Consider the following 23,284-nt stretch of genomic DNA (forward strand, 5'->3'; position numbering starts at 1 on the left):
CGCCAGCGAGGGCAAGCTAGCCGAACTACTCTTCGTTGAACAGGATTTCGTAGGTGATCGGATCGTAGAACCGCATCAGTTCCCGCACGAACGTCCTTTCCGGAACGTTAAGCGCTCGCGCCCAGTCGCGGTAGCGGTCCGGCGGAATGCGGCCACGACCTGTCTCCAGCTGCGAGATGAAGGTGTAGTAGTCGGCTCCGACCTTGGCCGCCAGTTGGCGTTGCGACAGGCCGGCGGCCTCGCGCGTTTCCTTCAGCCAGCGACCACCTTCGCGTCGAAGGTCTTGAACCTCCGGGGCGCTGCGACGTTGAGGGTTGCCATACATTATAAAGTCTCGCGTCCCCGCGCACGAGCGCGGAGCGCTGTCGCTCGTCCCTCGCAGGCGTAAAATTCCTACGTCCCATATACCCCTTCATTGGCGGGGGTACAAGGAACGCGACATAGGAAAATGCTATACCGGTTAGAAAAATGCTGTACCCCCTGATTTCGGCTATTGTCGACGTATGACGTTTGCTCTATAGCCATCGCTGCTCCCATGCGCGCCACTCGGTCGCAGGGGGTGTGGGATTATCTTTGGGAGACAAGCCAAATGGCTTATAACGTCACTCAGCTGACGACGTTCTTCACGAACGCCAATGCTGGCACCGCGCCGACTGCCGCGCAAACCCTGACCCTGCAGGCTCTGGCCAACCAGAACGCCGCGGGCACCTTGACTAACGACCAAGCTCTGGCTTCGACCGTTGACCTGGCCTCGGACACCACGACCGCCGTCAGCGTCGGCACCTATCAGTTCTTCCTGGGCTTCGCGCCCAGCCAAGCGGGCCTGACCAGCCTGAACAGCGCCTATGTCGGCACGGGTTCGCAAGCCGGCCTGAACGGCGAAAACCGCTTCATCGCTCAAGCGGTGTCGCTGGCCCTGCAGAACACCACGGCCAAGGCTTCTTTCGCGGCTTCGTACGGCTCGCTGAGCGTCGTTGACGCCACGAAGGCCGCCTACAACATCATCATCGGCAATAGCGCCGCTGCTGCTGCCGGCATCAACGTCGACAACTCGGTCGCCTACCTGACCAGCGCGACGTCGATCGCCTACTACACCGCCTTCGTGAAGGCCAATGTCCCGGGTCTGACGACCCAGGCCGACATCGACCTGGCCGTCAAGGCCGCCATCGTCGGTGAAATCCTGTACGCCGCCACGACGTACAACAACGGCGCTGGCCTCGGTTCGTACGCCACGGCTTCGACCAACCTGATCAAGGATCTGGCTGACGACGGCGCGCTGACGGCCAACAACGCTGCGGGTATCGACCTGTTCGCCAGCTACGGCCCGGGCGGCGTGGGTTCGACCCTCGCTCTGACCACCGGCATCGATGGCGTGGTCGGCACCAGCGGCAACGACACCATCACCGGCACCAACACCACCGTGACCGGCCTCGACACGATCGACGGCGCCGGTGGCGTTGACACCGTGAAGCTGGGTGACGTGGCCGGCGCTGGTCTCGACCTGAGCCTGCTGACGGTGAAGAATGTCGAGAAGCTCGAACTGACCTCGGTCAACGACCTGAAGTCGAACGCTGCTGACGTGTCGGGCTGGACCGGCCTGACCTCGGCGTCGTTCTCGCTGAAGGCCACCACTGGTCAGACGATCACCGCGGCTTCGACCACGGCTTTGACTGTCAGCAACACGACCGCTTTCGGCGTTACCGTCGTTGGTAGCGGTGGCGCTCTGTCGATCTCCAACGGCGCTGGCGCTGTTGTGGTCGGTGGCACTGCGGTCGCCAACGGCATCACGTCGGCCACGGTCTCGGGCGGCACGACCGTTGCGATCACCGACCGTTCGGGCGCCTCGGCGGCTGTCGGCTCGACGCTGACCAAAGTTTCGGTTGACGGCAACACGGGCACCGCGACCCTGACGGGCGACGGCCTGACCTCGGTTTCGGTCTCCAACACCACGGCCGCGACGACCGTCGTCAACACGACCGCTTCGCACGCTCTGACCGTGACGGCGAACAACGTGACCGGTGGCGCCACGATTACCGACGCTACCGCCACCAGCGTGACCCTGAACACGGTGACGAAGGCTTCGAACGTCAACCTCGACCTCGACCTCGCCACCAGCCTGACGGTCAACGCCGGCGCCACGACCACGCTGACCACCACGGCTCTGGCCGCTGATGACAAGCTGAAGACCCTGACCCTGACCGGCGCTGCCGCCGTGACCGCCGACGTCTCGGGCATCAGCAGCCTGACCTCGGTGGACGCTTCGGGCAACACCAAGGGCGTGAACGTCACTCTGGACGCCACCACCTCGACCTTCACGGGTAGCGGCGCTGCCGATACCCTGACGATCGCGGCGGCTCCGACGAAGGCCATCGCTGGCGGCGCCGGCACCGACACCCTGGTGCTGAACGTTGCTGCGGGCACCTTCTCGAACCCGTCGCTGAACGCCAACATCTCGGGCTTCGAAATCCTGGGTCTGGGTACGGCCGCTACCGGTTCGTACAACGCCACGGGCTTCGCCGGTCTGTCGATCGCCAACGCCGTCGCTGGCGCGGTGACGTTCACGAACGTCGCTGCCGGCGCTGGCCTGACGATCTCGGCCGCTCCGACCGCCGCTACCACGGTCGTTCTGGCCGACGCGTCGGGCACCAGCGACACGTTCGCCGTGACGCTGAGCTCGGCCGCCGCGATCGCTGCTGGCAGCGTGACCCTGGCCGGTGTTGAAACCGTCACGATCAACGCGACGGACACCGACACCACGGCTCACACCGACACGATGACCCTGGTCGCCACCTCGGCCACCAAGCTGACGGTCACCGGTTCGGCGGGCCTCAACCTGACCAACACGGGCAACACCGCCCTGAAGACGGTTGACGCCTCTGCCAACACCGGCGGTCTGACCTATGTTTCGGCCGCCACGACCGGCTCGACCTCGATCACGGGTTCGGCTACGGCCGTGAACAGCCTGACGGGTGGCGTCACTGCCGACACCATCGTCGGTGGCTCGAAGGCTGATACGATCACCTCGGGTACGGGCCTCGACATCCTGACGGGTGGCGCTGGCGCTGATACCTTCGTGCTGTCGTCCAACGCTGCTGGCAACACCTACGCGACGATCACCGACTTCGCGGTCGGTACCGGTGGCGACACCATCAACATCGCCTCGCTGGTGTCGGAAGCTGCTATTGACGCGACCGCGACGAAGATCACGAGCCTGAACGCCGATACTGCCGTGTTCCAAGACTACCTGGACGCTGGTACGGCCGCTACGGACGTGACGACGGGCAACACCTCGCACGTCAAGTGGTTCGTGTACGGTGGCAACACCTACGTCGTGATCGACAACTCGGACGCCGCCACCTTCCAAAACGGTGCCGACCAAGTGATCAAGCTGACGGGTCTCGTCGACCTGTCGACCAACACCGCGACCGCGACCACCTTCGTCGGCGCCTAATCGCCGTCAAGGTTAGTCGATGTTTCGACCGGGCCGCCCCCCGAGAGGGGGGCGGCCTTTTCGATTCAACTCTCTTGCAGACGCTACAGCCTTGTGATCTTACGCCGCGCGGCGGAGTGGTTCATTTTCCGCCACAATTTCGTGGTCGAGACGCGACCTAAGTTGTTACTGTATACGGCTCGCCATACGGCGCGACGTTTCGAAGGCTCCAGATGATCTTCAACCGTTCCGGCGCCGCGCCGACCATTCTCGACAAGGCCGTTGGGGTCGCGAAACCGGCGGTGATCACCGCCATGGTCTTCAGCTTCTTCATCAACATCCTGGCGCTGGTCAGCCCGCTGTACATGCTGCAGGTCTATGACCGCGTGCTGTCCAGCCGCAACGTCTCCACCCTGGTGGCGCTGACCTTGCTCTGCGTCTTCCTGTTCGTGGTCTATGGCCTGCTGGAGGCGCTGCGCACCCAGGTGCTGGTGCGCGGCGGGCTGAAGTTCGACGGCATGGCTCGCGATCCGATCTTCAAGGCGGTGCTGGATTCGACCCTGACCCGGCGCGGGCCGGGCGGTCAGGCCTTCCGCGACATGGACCAGGTGCGCGAGTTCATGACGGGCGGGCTGATCGCCTTCTGCGACGCGCCCTGGACCCCGGTCTTCATCGTAGTGTCCTGGATCCTGCACCCCTATTTCGGGGTCCTGGCCATCATCAGCTGCTTCGTGATCTTCGGCCTGGCGGTCATGAACGACCGCTCGACCAAGAACCCGATCCAGATGGCCACCATGGCCTCGATCGCGGCCCAGAACGACGCCGGCTCCACCCTGCGCAACGCCGAGGTCATGAAGGCCATGGGCATGTGGGGCGGCCTGCAGCAGCGCTGGCGCGTGCGCCGCGACGAGCAGGTGGCCTGGCAGGCCGCCGCCAGCGACGCCGGCGGCGCGGTGATGTCGGGCATCAAGGTGTTCCGCCAGGTCGTCCAAACCCTGATCCTGGGCGGCGGGGCTTATCTGGCCATCCAGGGCAAGATCTCGGCCGGCTCGATGATCGCCGGCTCGATCCTGGTCGGCCGGGCGCTTGCGCCGATCGAGGGCGCCGTGGGCCAGTGGAAGGGCTTCCTGGGCGCCCGCAGCGCCTGGGATCGTCTGCAGGTCACCCTGCGCGAGGAAAAGGACACCTCGGAACACATGCCGCTGCCCGATCCGCGCGGCGTGCTGTCGGCCGAGGCCGCCTCCATCTTGCCCCCCGGCGCTCAGGCCCCGACCATGCGCCAGGCCAGCTTCCGCATCGACGCCGGCACGGCCGTGGCCATCGTCGGCCCCAGTGCGGCGGGCAAGTCCTCGCTGCTGCGCGGCATCGTTGGTGTCTGGCCCTGCGCCGCCGGCGTCATCCGCCTGGACGGCTACGACATCAAGCAATGGGACCCTCAGAAGCTGGGTCGCCATATCGGCTATCTGCCGCAGGACATCGAGCTGTTCTCCGGCACCATCGCCCAGAACATCGCCCGATTCACCGAGTTCGAGGCGCAGGAGGTCATCGAGGCCGCGACCCTGGCGGGCGTGCACGAAATGATCCAGTCCCTGCCGCAGGGCTACGACACGCCGATCGGCGAGGGCGGCGCTTCGCTGTCTGGCGGCCAGCGCCAGCGGCTGGCCCTGGCCCGCGCTGTGTTCCGCATGCCGGCCCTGCTGGTCCTGGACGAGCCCAACGCCAGTCTCGACCAGCTGGGTGAAATGGCCCTGATGGAGGCCATGAACCGCCTGAAGGCGGCCAAGCGCACGGTGATCTTCGCGACCCACAAGCTGAACCTGCTGGCGCAGGCCGACTACATCATGGTGATCAACCAGGGTGTCATCTCTGACTTCGGCGAGCGGGATCCCATGCTGGCCAAGCTGACCGGCGCGGCGCCTCAGGCCCCGCCGCCGGCGCCCACGCCGATCCGCGCCAACTGACGACTTCGGTCCGTACATTTTCTCGAGGCCGCCTCCAAAGCGCGCCCATCAGGCTGAAAACAGAATGAAGCCCCCCAAGATCAAGCGTCCGACGGACAACTTCAAAGGCGTGGCCCGCATCGGCTACGCCATCATCGCCTTCACCTTCGTCGGCATGCTGGGCTGGGCCTACTTCGCTCAGATCGACAGTGCGGTCATCGCCAACGGCGTCGTCTCGGCCGAGGGCAATCGCAAGACGATCCAGCACCTGGAAGGCGGCATCCTCCGCAAGATCCTGGTGCGCGAAGGCGAGAAGGTGAACGCCGGGCAGCTTCTGTTCGAGCTGGACGCCACCCAGGCCAACGCCGCGGCGGGCATCACCAAGAACCAGTACGTGGCCCTGAAGGCCATGGAGGCGCGGCTGCTGGCCGAGCGCGACCAGCGCGCCACGATCAGCTTCCCCGCCGACCTGCTGGCGCAACGCGCCGATCCGATGGTCGCGCGCGCGCTCGCCGACGAGCAGTCCCAGTTCCTGGAGCGTCGCCAGACGATCCAGGGCCAGGTCGACCTGATGAACGCCCAGCGCGACCAGTATCAGAGCGAGATCGACGGCATCGACCGCCAGACCCAGGGGCTGAAGGATCAGCTGGGCTTCATCCAGGACGAGCTCAACGACCTGCGCAAGATCTACGACAAGGGTCTGGTGCCGCGGCCGCGCCTGCTGGCGCTGGAGCGCGAGCAGGCCTCGCTGTCGGGCTCGATCGGTCGCCTGACCGCCGACCGCTCCAAGGCCGTGCAGGGCGCGGCCGAAACCCAGCTGAAGATCCGCCAGATCAAGCAGCAGTTCTTCGAAGAAGTCAGCCAGAGCATCACCGAAACTCGCGTGAAGCTGGCTGAGGTCACCGAGAAGGAAGTCGTCGCTTCCGAGGCCCAGAAGCGGATCAACATCGTCTCGCCGGTCAGCGGTACGGCCCAGAACCTGCGCTTCTTCACCGAAGGCGCCGTGGTGCGTCCGGCCGAGCCGCTGATCGACATCGCGCCCGATGACGAGGCCTTCGTGATCCAGGCGCACTTCCAGCCCACCGACGTCGACAACGTCTATCCGGGCATGGTGACCGAGGTCCGCCTGCCGGCGTTCCACTCGCGCGAGATCCCGATCCTCAGCGGCAAGATCCAATCCATCTCGCGCGACCGGCTGTCCGATCCCGACGGCAAGACCTCCTACTTCCTCGGCATCGTCCGGGTCGACGTCAAGCAACTGCCCAAGCCGCTCCGGGCCAAGGTTTCCGCCGGCATGCCCGCCCAGGTGATCGTGTCGACGGGTGAGCGCTCCGTGCTGCAGTACCTGTTCTCGCCGCTGCGCGACACCCTGCGGACGACCATGCGCGAGGAGTAGCACCCGGGTTTCAACGTCCTGATTTGCAAGGCTTTTCGGAATGCGGTCGTCGGAGGCGGAAATGTCGCCGCCGCCGCTTTCCAATCGGCCCCAATAGTGTAGTCAGGACCCTTCGTTGTTACTGGAGTCGATAGGCGCGTGGCGAAGACGGCTTTGATCACCGGCATCACCGGTCAGGATGGGGCGTATCTCGCCAAGCTGTTGCTGGAGAAGGGCTACGTCGTTCACGGCATGCTGCGTCGCTCGGCCTCGGCCGACGTGATCGGCGACCGCCTGCGCTGGATCGGCGTCCATGACGACATCCGCTTCGAACTGGGCGACCTGTTGGATGAGGGCGGTCTCGCGCGCCTGCTGCGCCGTGTGCAGCCCGACGAGATCTACAACCTGGCGGCCCAGAGCTTCGTTGGCGCCTCGTGGGACCAGCCGCACCTGACCGGTTCGGTCACGGGGCTGGGGACCACCAACGTCCTGGAAGCCCTGCGGATGGAATGCCCGCAGGCCCGCTTCTACCAGGCCTCGTCGTCCGAGATGTATGGGCTGGTGCAGCATCCGATCCAGTCGGAGACCACGCCGTTCTATCCGCGCTCGCCCTACGCGGTGGCCAAGCTCTATGCCCACTGGATGACGGTGAACTACCGCGAGAGCTACGGCCTGCATACGTCCTGCGGCATCCTGTTCAACCACGAGAGCCCGCTGCGCGGCATCGAGTTCGTGACCCGCAAGGTCACCGACGCGGTGGCGGCCATCAAGCTGGGCCAGCAGAAGACCGTCGAGCTGGGCAACCTGGACGCCAAGCGCGACTGGGGCCACGCCAAGGACTATGTCGAGGCTATGTGGCTGATGCTGCAGCAGGAGGTCGCCGACGACTATGTGGTCGCCACCGGCAAGACCTGGACGGTGCGCCAGATGTGCGAGGCGGCCTTCGCCAGCGTCGGGTTGAACTATCAGGATCACATCACGATCAATCCGAAATTCCTGCGCCCGGCCGAGGTGGACCTGCTGCTGGGCGACCCGTCCAAGGCCAAGGCCAAGCTGGGCTGGGAGCCCAAGACGACCATGCAGGAAATGATCGCCGAGATGGTCGAGGCCGATATCGTACGGCGGTCGCGCAACTGATGGGCGCCACCCTCGCCATCGGGGGCGTCGTCATCATCGGCGGCGGCGGCCATGCCAAGGTGGTCATCGAAAGCCTGCGGGCTTCGGGCCGCCGGGTGGCGGCGATCGTCGACGCGGATCCGACGCCGCGCGAGGTGTTGGGCGTTCCCGTGCTCGGCGACGACCTCAAGCTTTCCGAGCTGAGAGAGCAGGGGCTTTCCGAGCTATTCGTGGCGATCGGCGACAACCAGCTGCGCGAGAAACTGGGGCGCAAGGCCCGGGCATTGGGCTTTTCCCTGGTCAACGCCATCCACCCCTCGGCGATCATCTCGCCGACCGTTCGGATCGGCGAGGGGGTGGCCGTGATGGCGGGCGTGGTGATCAACGCTGAAAGCCAGATCGGCGACCTGGCCATCGTCAACACCGGCGCTGTCATCGATCACGACTGCCGCCTGGGCGCGGCTTGCCATTTGGGTCCGGCCTCGGCCCTGGCCGGCGGCGTCAGCATCGGCGACCGGGCCTTCCTCGGCGTCGGCGCGCGGGTCATCCCGGGCGTGACCATCGGCGCGGACGCCATCGTCGGCGCCGGCGGTGTCGTCGTGCGCGACCTGCCGGAGGCTGTCCTGGCGGTCGGCGTGCCGGCCCAAATCAAAGGAGAGCGTTCTTGACCCGTCCGCCGCGTATTTCCGTCGCCGCCCCCAGCCTGGACGGCAACGAGCGCGACTACGTGCTGGAGTGCCTGGACTCGACCTGGATCTCGTCGGTCGGCCGCTTCATCACCGATTTCGAGAAGGCCTTCGCCGACTATTGCGGGGTCAAGCACGCCATCGCCTGCAACAACGGCACGACGGCCCTGCACCTGGCGCTGGTGGCCCTGGGCGTGGGACCGGGCGACGAGGTGATCGTGCCCAGCCTGACCTATATCGCCTCGGCCAACGCCGTGACCTATTGCGGCGCCACCCCGGTGCTGATCGACAACGACCCGCGCACCTTCAACCTGGATCCGGCCAAGCTGGAAGCGCTGATCACGCCGCGCACCAAGGCGATCATGCCGGTGCACCTGTACGGTCAGGTCTGCGACATGGATCCGATCCTGGATGTCGCCAGGAAGCACGGCCTCAAGGTCGTCGAGGACGCCGCCGAGGCGGTCGGGGCGACCTACAAGGGCAAGATGTCCGGCGCCCTGGGCACGTGCGCGACCTTCAGCTTCTTCGGCAACAAGATCATCACCACCGGCGAGGGTGGGATGATCACGACGGACGACGATGAGCTGGCCGCCCAGATGCGCCTGCTGCGCGGCCAGGGCATGGACCTGAACCGCCGCTACTGGTTCCCGGTCGTCGGCTTCAACTATCGCATGACCAATATCCAGGCCGCGATCGGCTTGGCGCAGCTGGAGAGGGTCGACGAGCATCTGGCTGCTCGCCAGCAGGTCGTGGCCTGGTACGACGAGAAGCTTTCGCGCCTCGGCAACCGGGTGATCAAGCCGCATGTCGAGGACACCGGCCGCCACGTGTTCTGGATGTACACGGTGCGCCTGGGCGAGGGCCTCGCGATCTCGCGCGACCAGGTGATCAAGGATCTGGACGGGCTGGGGATCGAGAGCCGCCCGGTGTTCTATCCGATGCACGTGATGCCGCCCTACGCCCATCTGGCGACCGGCGACCTGGCGAACGCCGAGGTCTGCGGCGCGGACGGCCTGAACCTGCCGACCCATGCCGGCCTCTCGGAGGCCGACATCGACCGCGTCATCGCCGCGCTCGACCAGGTGCTGGTCTAGCCGATGCGCATCGTCCTGCTGTCCTCGATCGTGCCGTTCATCAACGGCGGGGCGCGCTTCATCGTCGAGTGGCTCGAGGAGAAGCTCGTCGAGGCCGGACACCAGGTCGAACGCTTCTACCTGCCGTTCGTCGACGATCCGAACGAACTCCTGCATCAGATCGCCGCCTGGCGGATGATGGACCTGACCCAGTGGTGCGATCGGGTGATCTGCTTCCGGCCGCCGGCCTATGTGGTGGATCATCCGAACAAGGTGCTGTGGTTCATCCACCACATCCGCACCTTCTACGACCTGTGGGACACGCCCTATCGCGGCATGCCCGACGACGTCGAGCATCGGGCGATCCGCGACAACCTGCGGGCGCTCGACACCCGGGCCATCGCCGAGAGCCGCGCGGTCTTCACCAATTCCCAGGTGGTCGCCGACCGCCTGAAGCGGTTCAATGGCCTGGACGCCACGCCGCTGTATCCGCCGGTCTACAAGCCCGAGCGCTTCACCCACACCGGCTATGGCGACGAGATCGTCGCCATCTCGCGCCTCGAGCCGCACAAGCGCCAGGCCCTGATGATCGAGGCCATGCAGCACGTGAAGACCGGCGTGAAGCTGCGCCTGGCCGGGACCGCGTCCAGCGCCGAGTATGGCCGCCAGCTGGTCCAAATGACCAAGGACCTGGGCGTCCAGGATCGCGTGATCCTCGAGGACCGCTGGATCAGCGAGGACGAGAAGGCCGAAATGCTCAAGGCGGCGCTGGCCGTCGCCTACCTGCCCAAGGACGAGGACAGCTATGGCTATCCGTCGCTGGAAGGCGCCCACGCTCGCAAGGCGATCGTCACCACCACCGACTCCGGCGGCGTTCTGGAGTTGGTCGAGCATGGTCGCAACGGCCTGATCAGCGAGCCCGATCCGCGGGCGCTGGCCGAGCAGTTCGACCGCCTGCACGCCAACAGGCGGGGCGTTGAAACCATGGGAACCGCCTCGCTGAACCGGCTGGCCGAGATGAAGATCGACTGGAGCACCGTCGTGGAGCGGCTGACGGCATGAAGGTCCTGGTCGTCAACAACGCCGCGCCGTTCCAGCGTGGCGGCGCCGAGGAACTGGCCGACCATCTGGTCCGCCGGCTGAACGCCACGCCCGGCGTCCAGTCAGAACTCGTCCGCGTACCGTTCACCTGGGAGCCCGCCGAGCGCCTGATCGAGGAGATGCTGATCTCCAAGGGGCTGCGGCTGCACAATGTCGACCGCGTGATCGGCCTGAAGTTCCCGGCCTATCTGATCCCGCACCACGACAAGGTGCTGTGGCTGCTGCACCAGTTCCGCCAGGCCTACGACCTTTCGGAAGCCGGCCAGAGCCACCTGGATTTCGACGAGAAGGGGCGGACCGTGAAGGCGGCGATCAAGGCGGCCGACAACGCGTGTTTCGCCGAGTGCCGCCGGATCTACTGCAACTCGCCGGTCACCCAGAACCGGCTGATGAAGTTCAACGGCGTGGCCAGCGAGGTGCTGTATCCGCCGCTCAATGACGGCGAGCTGTTCACGGGCGGCGACTACGGGAACTATGTCTTCGCCGGTGGCCGGGTGGCGGCGGGCAAGCGTCAGCATCTGCTGATCGAGGCCCTGGCCCTGATCCCGAACGGCCTACGCCTGGTGATCGCCGGTCCGCCGGAGAACCAGGCCTATGCCGATCGCCTGACCAAGCTGGTCGAGGACCTGGACCTGACGGACCGCGTCGACCTGCGCTTCGGATTCCATCCGCGTGAGGACATCGCCCGCTGGGCGAACGACGCCCTGGTCTGCGCCTACCTGCCGTTCGACGAGGACAGCGTCGGCTACGTGACCATGGAAGCCTTCGCCGCCGGCAAGGCGGTGCTGACTGTCACCGACTCCGGCGGCCTGCTGGAAATCGTCAACGAGGACACCGGCGCGGTGGCCGAGCCGACGCCCGAGGCGCTGGCTCACGCGTTGGTTGGTTTAACGTCCGACAGGGCGCGGGCAATATCGCGAGGGGCCGCGGCGCGTGACCTCTGGCGCAACAAGAATGTCACATGGGAGGCGACAGTGCGTCGCCTTCTTGATTAAGCCATAAACATTGGGTTGAACGCCGGTCTCCGGCGGGCGCCGTGGAAGTCTGGAAAAATGCGAGTGTTGTCGAAAGTTCTGTCCGTCCGGTCCTCCGTGATCGCCATGGCCGTCGCCATGGCCGCCTCGGGCGTCGCCGGCCTCGCGCACGCTGAGAGCCTGGCCGACGCGATCACCGCCGCCTATCAGAGCAATCCCAACATCCAGGCCCAACGCGCGGCCATGCGCGCTCTGGACGAAAACTACACCCAGGCCCGCGCGGCCTACGGCCTGCAGGGCAGCGCGCAGGTCTCGGAGGGTTATTCCTACGCTCGGGGGCCGCAGACGCGGCCGCTAGGGGGGGGCGCGGACGCGACCAGCCAATCTACCGACCTCTCTGTCAGCCAGGCGCTCTACACGAACGGCCGTTACGCCGCCCGCCTCGCCGGCGTCGAAGCCCAGATCAGAGCTTCCCGCGAGAACCTGCGGCGGATCGAGATGGACCTGCTGGTCAAGGTGACCAACGCCTATGTGTCGGTGCGCCGTGACCGCGAGGTGCTGCGCATCAGCCAGGGCGGCGAGACCTTCCTGCGCAAGCAGCTGCAGGACACCGAGGACAAGTACAGCGTTCGTCAGGTGACGCTCACCGACGTGCAGCAGGCCAAGGCGCGTCTGGCGTCGGCCAGCACCCAGCTAGCGAACGCCCAAGCGCAATTGAACGTCAGCATCGCCTACTATGCGTCTCTCATTGGCCATCTGCCCACCGATCTCGAGCCCGAGCCGGACATCGACGGTCTGCCCGCCACGCTGGATGAGGCCTTCAACCAAGCCGAGGAAGCCAATCCGACGCTGAACGCGGCGCTTTTCACCGAAAAAGCTTCCCGCCTGGGCGTCGCCGAGGCGCGGGCCCAACGTCTATTCTCCGTCTCGGCGCGCGCGGACTATCGCAATGCACCCTATCTTCCCTACAGCGCCAAGGAGTCCAACCGCTCCAATACGCTGAACGCGTCGATCACCCTGAGCCAGCCCCTGTTTTCCTCCGGACAGCTGAACTCGCAGGTCCGCCAGTCGATCGAGGAAAACAACCGCGACAAGCTGCTGATCGACGACGCCCGCCGCAACATGGTGCTGGGTGTCTCGCAGTACTGGGACCAGCTGGTGGCCGCGCGTAAGGCGCTGGTCAGTCAGGAAGAGGAAATGAAGGCCGATACGATCGCCTTCTACGGTGTTCGCGAGGAAGAGCGCTTCGCCCTGCGTAGCACCATCGAGGTGCTGAACGCCCAGGCCGAGCTGCAGAACGCTCAGATTGGCTTCGTGCGCGGCCGCGCCAACGAATATGTCGGCCGCCTGCAACTGCTGGCTCAGGTCGGCACGCTGGAGGTCGGCAATCTGGCCCCGGGCGTCGCGTCATACGACCCGGCGCGGCACTTCAAGAAGGTGCGCTACAAGGGCATGCTGCCGACCGATCTGATCGTTCAGAGCCTCGACAAGATCGCCCTGCCGATGGAGGCGAAGAAGCCGGAGGCCGGTGACACGACCCCGATCCGCCCGCCGTCCAGCGAGCTGCCAGCCAAGCCGATCTCGGCCGATCAGATAAAGCCGCCACAGTCGATCAACGAGTTGCCAGCGCTGAGCGATGACGCGCCCGTCAAGACCTCGCCGAAGAACTAGTCGAGAGGCAGCAGGGCGCGGGTCATCCGCAGCCAGGCGTCGCGATCGAACGAGACGTGGCCGTTGCGCGCTGTCGCGGCGGCCATGTCTCCGCGCAAGGCGTCGTCGCCGATCATCCGCGCCAGCTTGACGGCCGCGTCGTCGACATCGGCGTCGGCCCAGCGTCCCACGCGGTAGATGGCCCCGTCGCCCTCGACCGCGATCAGCTGGAAATCGACCAACTGGCTCGACGCCGGATCCATGAACTCCACGTTCGAGGACCAGCCCGTGGCCAGGGTGGGTTTGCCCAGCCAGATCGCCTCGGCCAGCAACAGCCCGTAACCCTCTGACCGGTGCAGGGAGAGGATGATGTCGCTGCTGGCGGTCAGCAGGGCCATGTCGTCGGCGGACAGGCTTTCGGTCATCAGGCGGATCGACGGATCGCCCGCGACGCTTTCCCGTAACGCCTCGAGGGTCTCCGGATAGAGGTCCGCGCCGACGATCTTGCAGACCAGCAAGGCCGGCCTGTCCGTCGCGGTCCGCGCCTTCCGGAACGCCTGGAGGGCGGCGTAGGGGTTCTTGCGCTGGGCGGTCGAGCGCAGGTCGAACGCGATCAGCACCACCACCACGCCTTCGGGAAAGCCGAAGCGGGCGCGGTCGGGCGCGGGGCGCGGGTTCAGATAGAGCGGGTAGGGAGCGGGCGAGACTTTCACGCGGGCGGGCGCGATCTTGCGGATGGCGTCAGCGGCGAAGGCCGACGGGGTCCAGACCTCGTCGACCAGGTCGAAGGCGGGCGCCCAGTCGGCGGGCGCGTCTTCCAGCTCCCAGGCCCAGTAGCCGATGTGGCGGCGGCCCTCCAGCGGACGCCCCTCGGTCGCGCGGGCCCAGCGCAGCAACTCTGGTGGGTTGATGTGCGAGATGACCATGCCGCGCTCGCTGGCGGCGGGGGGCGGAAAGGCGACGGGTAGGTCGATGGGAAAGCCCACCTCGGCGGACAGGTCGATCGCGCGCGTGGCGAGACCCGCGTCGGCCAAGCCGCGCGCCAGCATGCGCGCGCCCTCGCCCAGGCCGTGCACGGCGCCATGGAAGCCGACGACGGTGACCGGGAGGGACGGGGGCAGGCCGCGGCGCCGGGCGCGGCGGCGCGCTCGCGCCTGGGCCTTCCGTTCGGCCCGCGCCTTGGCTGCCCGCGCCGCCTGCTCGGCCCGCGCCTTGGCCGCTCGGTCGATGGCCTCGGACGTGGCCCTGAACGCCGCGCCCGGCGCGCCGGCGGTCAGATGCGCGGCGCGGCGGACGGGAACAGGCAGGCCGCGCCAGAGCGCGAGGAGACGGGATTTCATACTCAAGCCGGGGCGGGTCGAACGAGAGGGAAACCTATAGCGATTTGAGACGTTGAAAGGCCACGGGAAAGGCGCGGTCCGTCATGGACCAAGCGCCGGCGTTGGGCTGCTGGCAACGAACAATCGAATTTTCTGATCGGGGCAAACGACGGGGGGACCTGTGTCGACCGAATGGAACGCCGGCTACGTCACGGACGTGAACTACACCTTCGGCTATTACGGAGAGCTCAACCCGCTCCGTTGCCGTCTGCCGCTTCTGATGATCGGCCGCCACGCGCCTAAGATCGAGAACGCCTGCGAGCTGGGCTTTGGCCAGGGATTGTCGGTCTCGATCCACGCGGCGGCGCAACCAGGCGTCAACTGGTACGGCACGGACTTCAACCCCGCCCAGGCGTCCTTCGCCTCCGAAATGGTCCGTCTGGCCGGCGCCGAGGCCAAACTCTATGATCAGGCGTTCGCCGAGTTCTGCAATCGCCCGGACCTGCCGGACTTCGACTTCATCGGCCTGCACGGTATCTGGACCTGGATCTCGGACACCAATCGCGGCGTACTGGTCGACTTCATCCGCCGCAAGCTGAGGCCGGGCGGCGTCCTCTACATCTCCTACAACACCTTGCCGGGCTGGTCGGCCTCAGCGCCGATCCGCCACCTGATGAAGCGCCACGCCGATGTCATGGGCGCGCCTGGGCAGGGCGTCATCGGCCAGACCGACGCGGCCTTGAATTTCATCGAGCAATTCTTCGCGCTCGATCCGATTTACGCGAAGGCCAATCCCGGCGCGGCCGAGCGGCTGAAGATGATCAAGGGGCAGGACCGCCAGTATCTGGCCCATGAATATATGAACCGCGACTGGAACCCGATGTACTTCGCCGACATCGAGGATTGGCTTGGCGACGCCAAGGTCGGGTTCGCGACGTCGGCCCACACCCTGGACAATCTCAACGAGGTGAACCTGACGCCCGCGCAGGCGGAGTTCATGCGGAACTTGCCCGATGTCTCGCTCCGGGAGACGATCCGCGACTACTGCATGAACCAGCAGTTCCGGCGGGACTACTGGGTGCGCGGCGTGCGCGCGCTTGTCGGTCATGAGCAGTTGGCGGCGATGCGTGAAGAGCGCGTGGTGTTGACCGTGGCCCGAGAAGACCTGCCCGCCAAGGTGCGCGGCGTGAAGGGCGAGGCCGGTCTGATCGATGCGATCTATCAGCCGATCTACGAGTTGCTGCTGGACTACAAACCCCACACGATCCTGGAGTTGGAGACTCACGTCGGCGGCAAGAGTGTCACGTTCACCCAACTGAACTCAGCGTTGTCGATCCTGCTTGGTCTCGGCGCGATCCAGCCCGCCGCGCCGGGGCGGGACGTCAGCAAGGCCAAGGCCCGGACTCAGGCGCTTAACGAGGCGATCGCGCGCCATTCGCTGTCGGTGGGTGATATCGCCTATTTCGCGTCACCGGTAACGGGCGGTGGGATTCCGGCGCAGCGCTTCCACCAGCTCTTCTGGCTCGGCAAGCAGAACGGCGGCAAGACGCCGACCGATTGGGCCGAGGCCGCGTGGTCTGTGCTTCGAGCGCAAGGGCAGGTCCTCCTCAAGGAAGGTGTCGCCTTGCAAGGCGAGGATAACCTGACCGAACTCAAATCGCAGGCCGAGCAGTGGGGTTCCAAGGTCTTGCCGGTTTGGACCGCCTTGGGGATCTAAGCCTTCTCGCTTAGCGATAGTGCGGCTTGAATGGGTCGGCGTGACCGCTTTGGCGACGGCTCGAGCCGATGGGCGCGGCGGGGATGTCCGGAGAGTGATTGCTAAATCTTCGAACGCTTTCAGACGGAATAGGTGCGAGTGAAGAATGTAGTTTGGGGTGTCTCGTATAGATTGACCGAATGTCTAGTGTTCAAAGCTCGGCCTTGGCGAAGATGATTGCGCTATAATCCCGCGTTCCAGAACTCTATAAATGAAAGATCCTGGAGGCCCTCGCTCCCCTGGCGTGGCCGGCCTTCGATATTTCGGCCGTTGTCGTGGGAATCTGCCGCGAGCGTTGCAATATCGGAAGTTGCAAGGCGAATTCACGACGAAATGTCGAATTCCCGAAGCAAGGTGGTTGCGAAACGCCGGCGGTTAAGGTATGAAGAACTTGTCTACCCACAAGACTTCCCATTAGCCCCGCCGGAGACTCTCGTCACCGGCGGGGCTTATCGCATCTGGGGTCATGGTGTTCGCGGCGAGATTAACGCCGCGCGTGGGGCGGCGTTCCTCTGGCCAAGCTTTTCAGAACTCAAATGCGGTGTTCGCCCTAGATCCGGTCTTCCGGCGGGGGCGGGTTCAGGCGCGTCAGGTGGGGGCCGTGCACGACCGGCTGGCGTTCCAGGATCTGGCGCACCTTGCGCACGGCCGTGGAGGCGCGGCTGCGACGCTGGCGCCAGAGCAGCAGGGTCATGGCCCCCAGCGTCGCCGCCAGGAATGGCATCGGACCCAGCAGCCAGACGGCGGCCGCCAGCGCGAAGTAGTAAGCCCGCACGCCGGCGTTGAAGGCCGACAGGGCCGGATTGAGGATGCCGCCCGCGGCTTCAGCGTACTCGGCCAGCACGGCCGCCGGAGCCCACATCGGCGCGGCGCCGATCGCGGCCAGGCAGTAGTTCATCTGGCGGATCGACCAGATGAAGTCGAGCAGCCCCCGCGCCAGGGCCACCAGCACTAGGCCCAGCTTGATCTGGAACATCATGGGCGAGGTCTTGGCCAGCACGGCCAGGCCCTCGACGCTCTTCCAGGCGCTGTCGCCGCCGAACAGCACCCCGGCCGCGGCGGCGATCAGGATCAGGTTCGACGAGGCGAAGAAGCTGGCCGAGTTGATGGCGTGACCCAGCAACTGCCCATCCAGCAGCGCGATTTCGCGCACCGCCATCTCCTGCATCCACCGGCGGCGGATCACGGTCATGTCGGTGTTCAGCACGCCCCCGCCTTCGCCCAGACGCTTGAGCAAGGGCTCGTAGAGCAGCCAGCAGGCGGCGAAGACGGTCAGGACGAGGGTGTCGAGCAGATGCATGGGCGAAATCTAGACGGCCGCGGAGAGTCGGAAAACGGGGTTCAGTCCTCAATAATCAGACTATTGCGTCCAGTGTCCTTCAGGATGATCGAACAGAGCAGGCCCAGGGTCATGACGCCAGCGACATAGAAGTAGAAGGTGCTCTCCATGCCGCCGTGCTTGAAGGCCAGGGCGACCATCTCGGCCGTGCCGCCGAACAGCACGTTGGCCAGGGCGTAGGGCAGGGCCACGCCCAGGGCGCGGATGTGGGCGGGGAACATCTCGGCCTTCACCACCGCGCTGATCGACGTGTAGCAGGACTGGAACGCCATGCCGGCCAGGATCAGGGCCAGGGCCGTGGTCACCGAGGCGGTCTGGCTGATGCCGGTCATGATCGGCCAGATGGTCAGGGCGCCGCCGCCAAAGGCCAGGATCAGCATCGGCTTGCGGCCAAAGCGGTCCGACAGCCAGCCGGCCAACGGCTGCAGCAGCATGAAACCGATCATGCTGAGCGCGCTGACCTCGGACGCCTGACCCTTGCTGAAGCCGGCCGTGTTGACCAGGAACTTCTGCATGTAGGTCGTGTAGACGTAGAAGGTCAGCGAGCCGCCGGCCGTCAGGCCCATGATCAGCAGGCTCTCGCGCGGGTGGCGGCGGATCAGCGGCACGATCAGCGAGACGAAGAACAGCACCAGGAACACCGCGCCCAGATATTGGCCGGGCTTGGCCAGCGGACCGGTGGTGACGCCCAGCGCGCCGGCGATCACGGTCAGGGCCAGGAAGATCCCGGCGCTGGCGACCTGGCCGCGCGACAGGGTCTCGCGCTGGGCCGGACGCTTGAAGGCGATGCTCTCCTCCAGGCCCCGGCGGATCCAGAACACCACCACGGCCAGCAGGGCGCCGATCACGAACGGAACGCGCCAGCCCCAAGCCTTCAGCTCGGTCTCGGGCAGCAGTCGTTGCAACACGATCAGCACGGCCAGGGCCAGCAGTTGGCCGGCGATCAGGGTCACGTAGTGGAAGCTGGACCAGAAACCCCGGCGGGCCCTGCCGGCCATCTCGCTCATATAGGTGGCGCTGGCGCCGTACTCGCCGCCGACCGAGAGGCCCTGCAGCACGCGGGCGAAGAGCAGGATGGCCGGGGCCCACAGGCCGATGGTCTTGAAGCCGGGGGTGATGGCGATGATCAGCGCGCCGCCGCACATCAGGGCGACCGACGCCGAGAGGGCGGCGCGACGGCCCGCGTGGTCGGCGTACATCCCCATCAGCCACGCCCCGATCGGGCGGGCCACGAAGCCCAGGAAGAACACGGCGGCCGCCTGCAGCAGCTGCACAGTCTGGTCGCCCTTGGGGAAGAAGGCCGGGGCGAAATAGAGGGTAAAGGCTGCGTAGGCGAACCAGTCGTACCATTCGACCAGATTGCCGGCCGAGCCGCCCAGGATGGCCTTGGCGCGGTTCAGCGGCGAGAGGCGAGCGCCCTCGGCGCCTGGCCCCGCATCGGCGGTCGCCGTCATGTGAACTCCCCCTCCCCGTTTGGAGGGGGAGCTTAGGCGAACGCCGTTCTAGGGCAATGCTAGATCCTGCCGAGCAGGACCAGGATGATGATGATCACAAGGATCAGGCCGAGGCCGCCGCTGGGGAAGTAGCCCCAAGAGCGGCTGTGACCCCAGGTCGGCAGGGCGCCGATGAGGGCGAGGATCAGGATGATGATGAGGATCGTGCCGAGCATGGTCCGAAGTTTCCCTCCAATCCGCGTCCGCCACCTTGGCGACGCTAGGTCAGGACTTCGGAATTCGCGGCGACGCTTATCGGTTCCGTGCCGTTTGGTTCCCCGGGAGAGCCCTTAGCTTTGAATGAAATCATTCAAAGCGCTCGGAGGGCTCTCAATGTTAGAGTCGAGCTTGATCATCCCTTTGGATGGCCCCATCCAAAGGGGGGCGGTTCTAGGCCGGCGTATCTTCGGCTTTGCTCAGGCGGATGGCCCACAGGGCGCCGATCACGCCGCCCTTCACGCGCGGCAGGGTCAGTAGGGTCAGCAACGCCAGCGCGGTCACGCATACGGGGACCACGAGGAGCGGCGGACCTTCCCAGACCCAGGGGAAGAACAGCAGCGGCGCCACGACCAGGTGGCCGATCAGCAGGATGGTGAAATAGGCCGGGCCGTCGTCGGCCGGATAGCGCGCGAGCTCGTGGCCGCACGCCTCGCATTCGGGATCGACCTTCAGGTAGCGCATGTACAGCCGCCCGTCGCCGCAGTTGGGGCAGCGGTGCAGGAGGCCTCGCTTGAGACCGGTGAGCAGGGGAGACGCGGACTGGGGCTCTGACATGGCGCTCATATGCGCCTTCGGGCGCGTTGAGAAAAGGGCGACTTGCGGTCGCACGGCGACGTTTTGTCCGAGGTGGCGGTAAGTAACGCTGAACTAGTTCGTGGCGCCTTTCGCGTCATCGGCATGAAACCGATATTCGGGTGCTCTTCGGGAATGATCCTGGTTAATGAAGGATATCTCTCGGATCGATGTTCCGGGAATCCGAGTCCTCGATCCGAGGTTGCCGGAACTGTCCAGAGCGACGCGACGTTGATCGTCTGTTCTGGAAAGGCGAGGCGAGACATGGCCGAGGACACTCAAAAGCCCATCGAAGGATCTTTGCGGCCGCCCCGGGCGGGCGAGGCGGCGTCAAAGGCCGAGCACGCGGTTCGCCACGCCCCGGAGGGCGCCGTCGCCCCGCACGAGAAGCGGACGATCGGCGCGGAAACCTCGCGGGAAGAGGACGCCTAGCGTCCCCTTCTGAGCTATCGCCCTGGCCTAGTTCTTGGCGTCGCGGGCGGCGCCGCTGACGGCCTTGCCGGCGGACGCGACGTCGCGGCCCGCGCCTTCGATGGTGTTGCAGGCCGAGACCAGCAGGGCGGCCGCGGCGGCGGCGAGGACGACGATCTTGCGCATGAATTCAAGCTCCACTTCTGAAAGCGCGGGACCTTAACCGTGGGGGGCGCCGAGCTTCAAGGGCCCGACGCCTCTCATGGTCAGCGAATTCGGCGGATCGAGCTGAAGCGGTCGTTCTGCTTATTGGGCAGCACGCCGGCGTCGTAGTCGTAGCGCCAGCAGCGCCCCTGGAAGTAGGCGTGCTCGCAGAACTCCCATTGGCCACGCATCACCCGCAGCGACGAGATGCGGTCGTTGAAGCCGATCCGGGTCAGGTCGGGCTCTTCGCCTCGGATCGGCCGGGAGTCGCCGCCGAAGTCGCGATGCTCGAACACCACCAGGTCGACGCCCCAGCGACCGCGACGATCGTCGCGCCGGTCGTCACGGCGGTCATAGCGGTCGTCGCGCCGATCGCCGCCATGGTCGCGGTCCTGGGCGAAGGCGCCGGTGCTCAACAGGGCGACGGCCCCGCAGGTGATCAGGAAAGCGGTCTTGCGCATCATATCGTCTCCTTGGCGACGAGGCCGTCTGTTCGAAGGTCTCGCTTCGATGTGGAGCCAGCTAGCCGCCCGCCAACTGAACGGCGCCTGAACGGCCAAGGTTCAATGCGCTTGGCTTCGTCGCGCCGACGACCGGTTTGGGCGAACCTTGCCGAAACTTCATGATAACGCCGTTCGTCGAGGCCTCGGGGCCTGCTACGACAGACGCCACAACAGGGAGGAGGCGCGCTCATGGCTCGCATGCAGTTGGTTTCGGCTCTGGCCGTTGGTGTTCTGGCCTTCGGCGCGCTGAGCGCCGGCGGCGTGGCGTTCGCCGAGGTTCCCGCCAACATCGCCAAGGCGCTGGCGGATCCTTCGCGCCCGGCGGCCGATACGGCTCGCGACGCCGCGCGCCATCCGGGCGAGGTCCTCGCCCTGGCCGAGGTGAAGCCGGGCGACACCGTCGTCGACTACATCATGGGCGGTGGTTACTTCACGCGCCTGATCTCCGCCGCCGTGGGCCCGAACGGAACCGTCTACGCCTACCAGCCGGCGGAGTTCATCAAGTTCAAGGCCCAGTACGGCGAGGACCAGAAGGCCGTCGCGGCGGCTCTGTCGAACGTGAAGCCGCTGAACGGTCCGATGGCGGCCCTGGACCTGCCGGACAACGTCGACGTCCTGATCACCGTCCAGAACTATCACGACATGCACCTGAAGCCGTTCCCGGTGGACATGGCGGCCAAGGCCAACGCCGAGATCTTCAAGTCGCTGAAGCCGGGCGGGGTGTTCCTGGTCATCGACCACGCCGCCGCCGCCGGCTCGGGGATCACAGCCGCCGACAGTCTGCACCGCATCGACATCGCCGCCGTGAAGAGCGAGGTCGAGGCCGCCGGCTTCAAGCTGGAAGCCGAGAGCCCGCTGCTGGCCAGCGCGGCGGACCCGCACACGGCCAGCGTCTTCGACCCCGGCATTCGCGGCAAGACGGATCAGTTCATCCTGAAGTTCCGCAAGCCCAAGTGACAGCGAAGCTGTCATCCCGGGCGGCATAGCCGACCCGGGATCCAGGGGCTAGGAGGCCCGAGCCTCCGCGCCCATGAAGATCACCTTGGCGCCCTTGTTCACGGCCGAGCCCAACTCGGCCGCGTCCCAGTTGGTCAGGCGCACGCAGCCGTGCGAGGCGCGCTTGTTGACCAGCTTGGGGTCGGGCGTGCCGTGGATGCCGTAAGTGTCCTTGGTCAGGTCGATCCAGGTCGAGCCGACCGGGTTGTTGGGGCCGGCCTTGATGGTCAGCTTGCCCTTGGGCTTGCCGAAGGTCAGGCGCGACGGGTCATAGGTGTAGGTCGGGGCCGGGGCCAGGGTGCGGACCGCCCACTCGCCGGACGGGGCGGGGCGTTCGGTGCTGCCCACCGTGGCCGGATAGACCGCCAGCTCGACGCCGTCCTTGTCGAAGGCGCGGACCTGGCCCAAGGCCTTGTCGATCTCGATGCGCTCGACCTTGCGATCCAGCGTGTCCGCGCCGGCCGCGACCACGACGATCGTCGTCCCCGCCGCCGCGAAGTCGGCGCCCGGATTGAGCAGCTGCAGCAGCGCCTCGTCCATGTGGAAGCGCTCGGCCAGCGCTTCCAGCGGTGTGTGGTAGTTCATCGCCGGCAGCTGGGCCATCGCCTCGTAGTCTTCCTTCGGCAGTTCGGGGGAGAACGGGCCGGCCACGTCCTGGGCGGTGATCTGGTAGTCGACCAGCACCGGGCCGCCGTCGCCGGCCGTCAGGGTGTCGACCAGTTCCTGGGTGATCTCGCCCGTGGCGGCCAGGTCGCGCGACGCCTGGAAAGCCTTGATCGCCAGGGTCAGGTTCGTCCCTTCGCGGCCATCGATGACGCCGGGCGAAAAGTGGGCGCGGTCCAGCAGGGTCTGGACCCGGACCAGCAGATCGCGCTGGGCGTCGGGGCCGGTCGCGGCCGGATCGAAGGCCGCGGCGTTGATCGCCTGGGCGATCGGCGAGGTGGCGGCCGCGGCCGGCGGCGCGGGGACCACCGGAGTCGGCGCCGGGCTCTTCTGGGCGGTCTGGGCGGGGGCGGGCTTGGCCGGTGGTTTGTCGTCACAGGCCGAAAGGGCCAGCACGGCGATCAAGGCGAAGCGGGAAACCAGACCGGTCATGCGGACTCCGAACAGGGCAAAGAGCGGGAAC

Annotated in this window: 21 protein-coding genes; 12 read left to right on the forward strand and 9 right to left on the reverse strand. The window is 66.3% G+C overall.

What is annotated here, in order from left to right:
* Positions 1-25: 25 nt before the first annotated feature.
* Positions 26-325, reverse strand: a complete 300-nt coding sequence (locus tag K8940_RS05745; protein WP_223393662.1) for a helix-turn-helix domain-containing protein — start codon at positions 323-325, stop codon at positions 26-28.
* Positions 326-589: 264 nt separating this feature from the next.
* Between K8940_RS05745 and K8940_RS23840 the strand changes: the two genes are divergently transcribed.
* The 9 genes from K8940_RS23840 to K8940_RS05795 all read left to right on the forward strand — a co-directional run bounded on the left by K8940_RS23840 (position 590) and on the right by K8940_RS05795 (position 13,366).
* Entirely contained in the window at positions 590-3,451 is a 2,862-nt protein-coding gene (locus K8940_RS23840; protein ID WP_263285792.1) for a beta strand repeat-containing protein, read from the forward strand.
* A gap of 215 nt (positions 3,452-3,666) precedes the next feature.
* On the forward strand, positions 3,667-5,391 hold the full coding sequence (locus K8940_RS05760; RefSeq protein WP_223395781.1) for a type I secretion system permease/ATPase: 1,725 nt from the start codon (positions 3,667-3,669) through the stop codon (positions 5,389-5,391).
* A 64-nt stretch (positions 5,392-5,455) separates the two neighbouring features.
* Positions 5,456-6,766, forward strand: a complete 1,311-nt coding sequence (locus K8940_RS05765; RefSeq protein ID WP_223393664.1) for an HlyD family type I secretion periplasmic adaptor subunit — start codon at positions 5,456-5,458, stop codon at positions 6,764-6,766.
* A gap of 138 nt (positions 6,767-6,904) precedes the next feature.
* Entirely contained in the window at positions 6,905-7,882 is a 978-nt protein-coding gene (gmd, locus tag K8940_RS05770; RefSeq protein ID WP_223393666.1) for a GDP-mannose 4,6-dehydratase, read from the forward strand.
* Positions 7,882-8,529 carry an acetyltransferase gene (locus K8940_RS05775; RefSeq protein ID WP_223393668.1) on the forward strand — a complete coding sequence of 216 codons (648 nt, stop codon included), beginning with the start codon at positions 7,882-7,884 and terminating at the stop codon, positions 8,527-8,529. The genes gmd and K8940_RS05775 overlap by 1 nt, the downstream gene beginning before the upstream one ends.
* Complete coding sequence (locus K8940_RS05780) at positions 8,526-9,641, forward strand: DegT/DnrJ/EryC1/StrS family aminotransferase (protein ID WP_223393670.1); 1,116 nt, start codon at positions 8,526-8,528, stop codon at positions 9,639-9,641. Before K8940_RS05775 ends, K8940_RS05780 begins: the two co-directional genes overlap by 4 nt.
* A gap of 3 nt (positions 9,642-9,644) precedes the next feature.
* On the forward strand, positions 9,645-10,682 hold the full coding sequence (locus K8940_RS05785; RefSeq protein WP_223393672.1) for a glycosyltransferase family 4 protein: 1,038 nt from the start codon (positions 9,645-9,647) through the stop codon (positions 10,680-10,682).
* A complete protein-coding gene (locus tag K8940_RS05790) occupies positions 10,679-11,716 on the forward strand; it encodes a glycosyltransferase family 4 protein (RefSeq protein ID WP_223393673.1) in 1,038 nt (345 codons plus the stop codon). The genes K8940_RS05785 and K8940_RS05790 overlap by 4 nt, the downstream gene beginning before the upstream one ends.
* A 57-nt stretch (positions 11,717-11,773) precedes the next feature.
* Positions 11,774-13,366: a TolC family outer membrane protein gene (locus tag K8940_RS05795; protein WP_223393674.1), complete on the forward strand. Its 1,593-nt coding sequence runs from the start codon at positions 11,774-11,776 to the stop codon at positions 13,364-13,366.
* Here K8940_RS05795 and K8940_RS05800 read toward each other — a convergent pair.
* Entirely contained in the window at positions 13,363-14,685 is a 1,323-nt protein-coding gene (locus tag K8940_RS05800) for a glycosyltransferase (RefSeq protein ID WP_223393675.1), read from the reverse strand. The two genes, K8940_RS05795 and K8940_RS05800, sit on opposite strands and share 4 nt — an antisense overlap.
* A gap of 160 nt (positions 14,686-14,845) precedes the next feature.
* On the opposite strand from K8940_RS05800, the gene K8940_RS05805 reads away from it, so the two are divergent.
* Positions 14,846-16,381, forward strand: a complete 1,536-nt coding sequence (locus tag K8940_RS05805; RefSeq protein WP_223393676.1) for a class I SAM-dependent methyltransferase — start codon at positions 14,846-14,848, stop codon at positions 16,379-16,381.
* A gap of 589 nt (positions 16,382-16,970) precedes the next feature.
* Here the strand turns inward: K8940_RS05805 and K8940_RS05810 are convergent.
* The 4 genes from K8940_RS05810 to K8940_RS05825 form a co-directional block, all read right to left on the reverse strand.
* Positions 16,971-17,720, reverse strand: coding sequence for a DUF599 domain-containing protein (locus tag K8940_RS05810; protein WP_223393677.1), 750 nt, complete (start codon positions 17,718-17,720; stop codon positions 16,971-16,973).
* Between the two features lie 41 nt (positions 17,721-17,761).
* Complete coding sequence (locus tag K8940_RS05815; RefSeq protein WP_223393678.1) at positions 17,762-19,213, reverse strand: MFS transporter; 1,452 nt, start codon at positions 19,211-19,213, stop codon at positions 17,762-17,764.
* Positions 19,214-19,272: 59 nt separating this feature from the next.
* Complete coding sequence (locus K8940_RS05820; RefSeq protein WP_081916837.1) at positions 19,273-19,428, reverse strand: DUF3309 family protein; 156 nt, start codon at positions 19,426-19,428, stop codon at positions 19,273-19,275.
* Between the two features lie 214 nt (positions 19,429-19,642).
* A complete protein-coding gene (locus K8940_RS05825; protein ID WP_223393679.1) occupies positions 19,643-20,035 on the reverse strand; it encodes a DUF983 domain-containing protein in 393 nt (130 codons plus the stop codon).
* Between the two features lie 273 nt (positions 20,036-20,308).
* Here K8940_RS05825 and K8940_RS05830 point away from each other — a divergent pair, with 273 nt between their 5' ends.
* A complete protein-coding gene (locus K8940_RS05830) occupies positions 20,309-20,476 on the forward strand; it encodes a hypothetical protein (protein ID WP_223393681.1) in 168 nt (55 codons plus the stop codon).
* A 27-nt stretch (positions 20,477-20,503) separates the two neighbouring features.
* Here K8940_RS05830 and K8940_RS05835 read toward each other — a convergent pair whose 3' ends face one another.
* Both K8940_RS05835 and K8940_RS05840 read right to left on the reverse strand, forming a co-directional pair.
* On the reverse strand, positions 20,504-20,641 hold the full coding sequence (locus K8940_RS05835; RefSeq protein ID WP_223393683.1) for an entericidin A/B family lipoprotein: 138 nt from the start codon (positions 20,639-20,641) through the stop codon (positions 20,504-20,506).
* A gap of 80 nt (positions 20,642-20,721) precedes the next feature.
* Positions 20,722-21,120 (reverse strand): beta/gamma crystallin family protein, encoded by a 399-nt coding sequence (locus K8940_RS05840; protein ID WP_223393685.1) that lies wholly within the window; start codon positions 21,118-21,120, stop codon positions 20,722-20,724.
* Positions 21,121-21,351: 231 nt separating this feature from the next.
* Here K8940_RS05840 and K8940_RS05845 point away from each other — a divergent pair, with 231 nt between their 5' ends.
* Positions 21,352-22,119 (forward strand): class I SAM-dependent methyltransferase, encoded by a 768-nt coding sequence (locus tag K8940_RS05845; RefSeq protein ID WP_223393687.1) that lies wholly within the window; start codon positions 21,352-21,354, stop codon positions 22,117-22,119.
* Between the two features lie 48 nt (positions 22,120-22,167).
* Here the strand turns inward: K8940_RS05845 and K8940_RS05850 are convergent, their stop codons facing one another.
* Complete coding sequence (locus K8940_RS05850; protein WP_223393689.1) at positions 22,168-23,253, reverse strand: L,D-transpeptidase; 1,086 nt, start codon at positions 23,251-23,253, stop codon at positions 22,168-22,170.
* Positions 23,254-23,284 lie beyond the last annotated feature (31 nt).

The sequence above is a fragment of the Caulobacter segnis genome, assembly GCF_019931575.1.
Taxonomy (GTDB): domain Bacteria; phylum Pseudomonadota; class Alphaproteobacteria; order Caulobacterales; family Caulobacteraceae; genus Caulobacter; species Caulobacter segnis_C.

Coding starts and splice junctions, on each gene's coding strand:
- K8940_RS05745 (WP_223393662.1), bottom strand. CDS start 325: ATGTATGGCAACCCTCAACGTCGCAGCGCCCCGGAGGTTCAAGACCTT.
- K8940_RS23840 (WP_263285792.1), top strand. CDS start 590: ATGGCTTATAACGTCACTCAGCTGACGACGTTCTTCACGAACGCCAAT.
- K8940_RS05765 (WP_223393664.1), top strand. CDS start 5,456: ATGAAGCCCCCCAAGATCAAGCGTCCGACGGACAACTTCAAAGGCGTG.
- K8940_RS05775 (WP_223393668.1), top strand. CDS start 7,882: ATGGGCGCCACCCTCGCCATCGGGGGCGTCGTCATCATCGGCGGCGGC.
- K8940_RS05785 (WP_223393672.1), top strand. CDS start 9,645: ATGCGCATCGTCCTGCTGTCCTCGATCGTGCCGTTCATCAACGGCGGG.
- K8940_RS05790 (WP_223393673.1), top strand. CDS start 10,679: ATGAAGGTCCTGGTCGTCAACAACGCCGCGCCGTTCCAGCGTGGCGGC.
- K8940_RS05795 (WP_223393674.1), top strand. CDS start 11,774: ATGCGAGTGTTGTCGAAAGTTCTGTCCGTCCGGTCCTCCGTGATCGCC.
- K8940_RS05800 (WP_223393675.1), bottom strand. CDS start 14,685: ATGAAATCCCGTCTCCTCGCGCTCTGGCGCGGCCTGCCTGTTCCCGTC.
- K8940_RS05810 (WP_223393677.1), bottom strand. CDS start 17,720: ATGCATCTGCTCGACACCCTCGTCCTGACCGTCTTCGCCGCCTGCTGG.
- K8940_RS05815 (WP_223393678.1), bottom strand. CDS start 19,213: ATGACGGCGACCGCCGATGCGGGGCCAGGCGCCGAGGGCGCTCGCCTC.
- K8940_RS05820 (WP_081916837.1), bottom strand. CDS start 19,428: ATGCTCGGCACGATCCTCATCATCATCCTGATCCTCGCCCTCATCGGC.
- K8940_RS05825 (WP_223393679.1), bottom strand. CDS start 20,035: ATGAGCGCCATGTCAGAGCCCCAGTCCGCGTCTCCCCTGCTCACCGGT.
- K8940_RS05830 (WP_223393681.1), top strand. CDS start 20,309: ATGGCCGAGGACACTCAAAAGCCCATCGAAGGATCTTTGCGGCCGCCC.
- K8940_RS05835 (WP_223393683.1), bottom strand. CDS start 20,641: ATGCGCAAGATCGTCGTCCTCGCCGCCGCCGCGGCCGCCCTGCTGGTC.
- K8940_RS05840 (WP_223393685.1), bottom strand. CDS start 21,120: ATGCGCAAGACCGCTTTCCTGATCACCTGCGGGGCCGTCGCCCTGTTG.
- K8940_RS05845 (WP_223393687.1), top strand. CDS start 21,352: ATGGCTCGCATGCAGTTGGTTTCGGCTCTGGCCGTTGGTGTTCTGGCC.
- K8940_RS05850 (WP_223393689.1), bottom strand. CDS start 23,253: ATGACCGGTCTGGTTTCCCGCTTCGCCTTGATCGCCGTGCTGGCCCTT.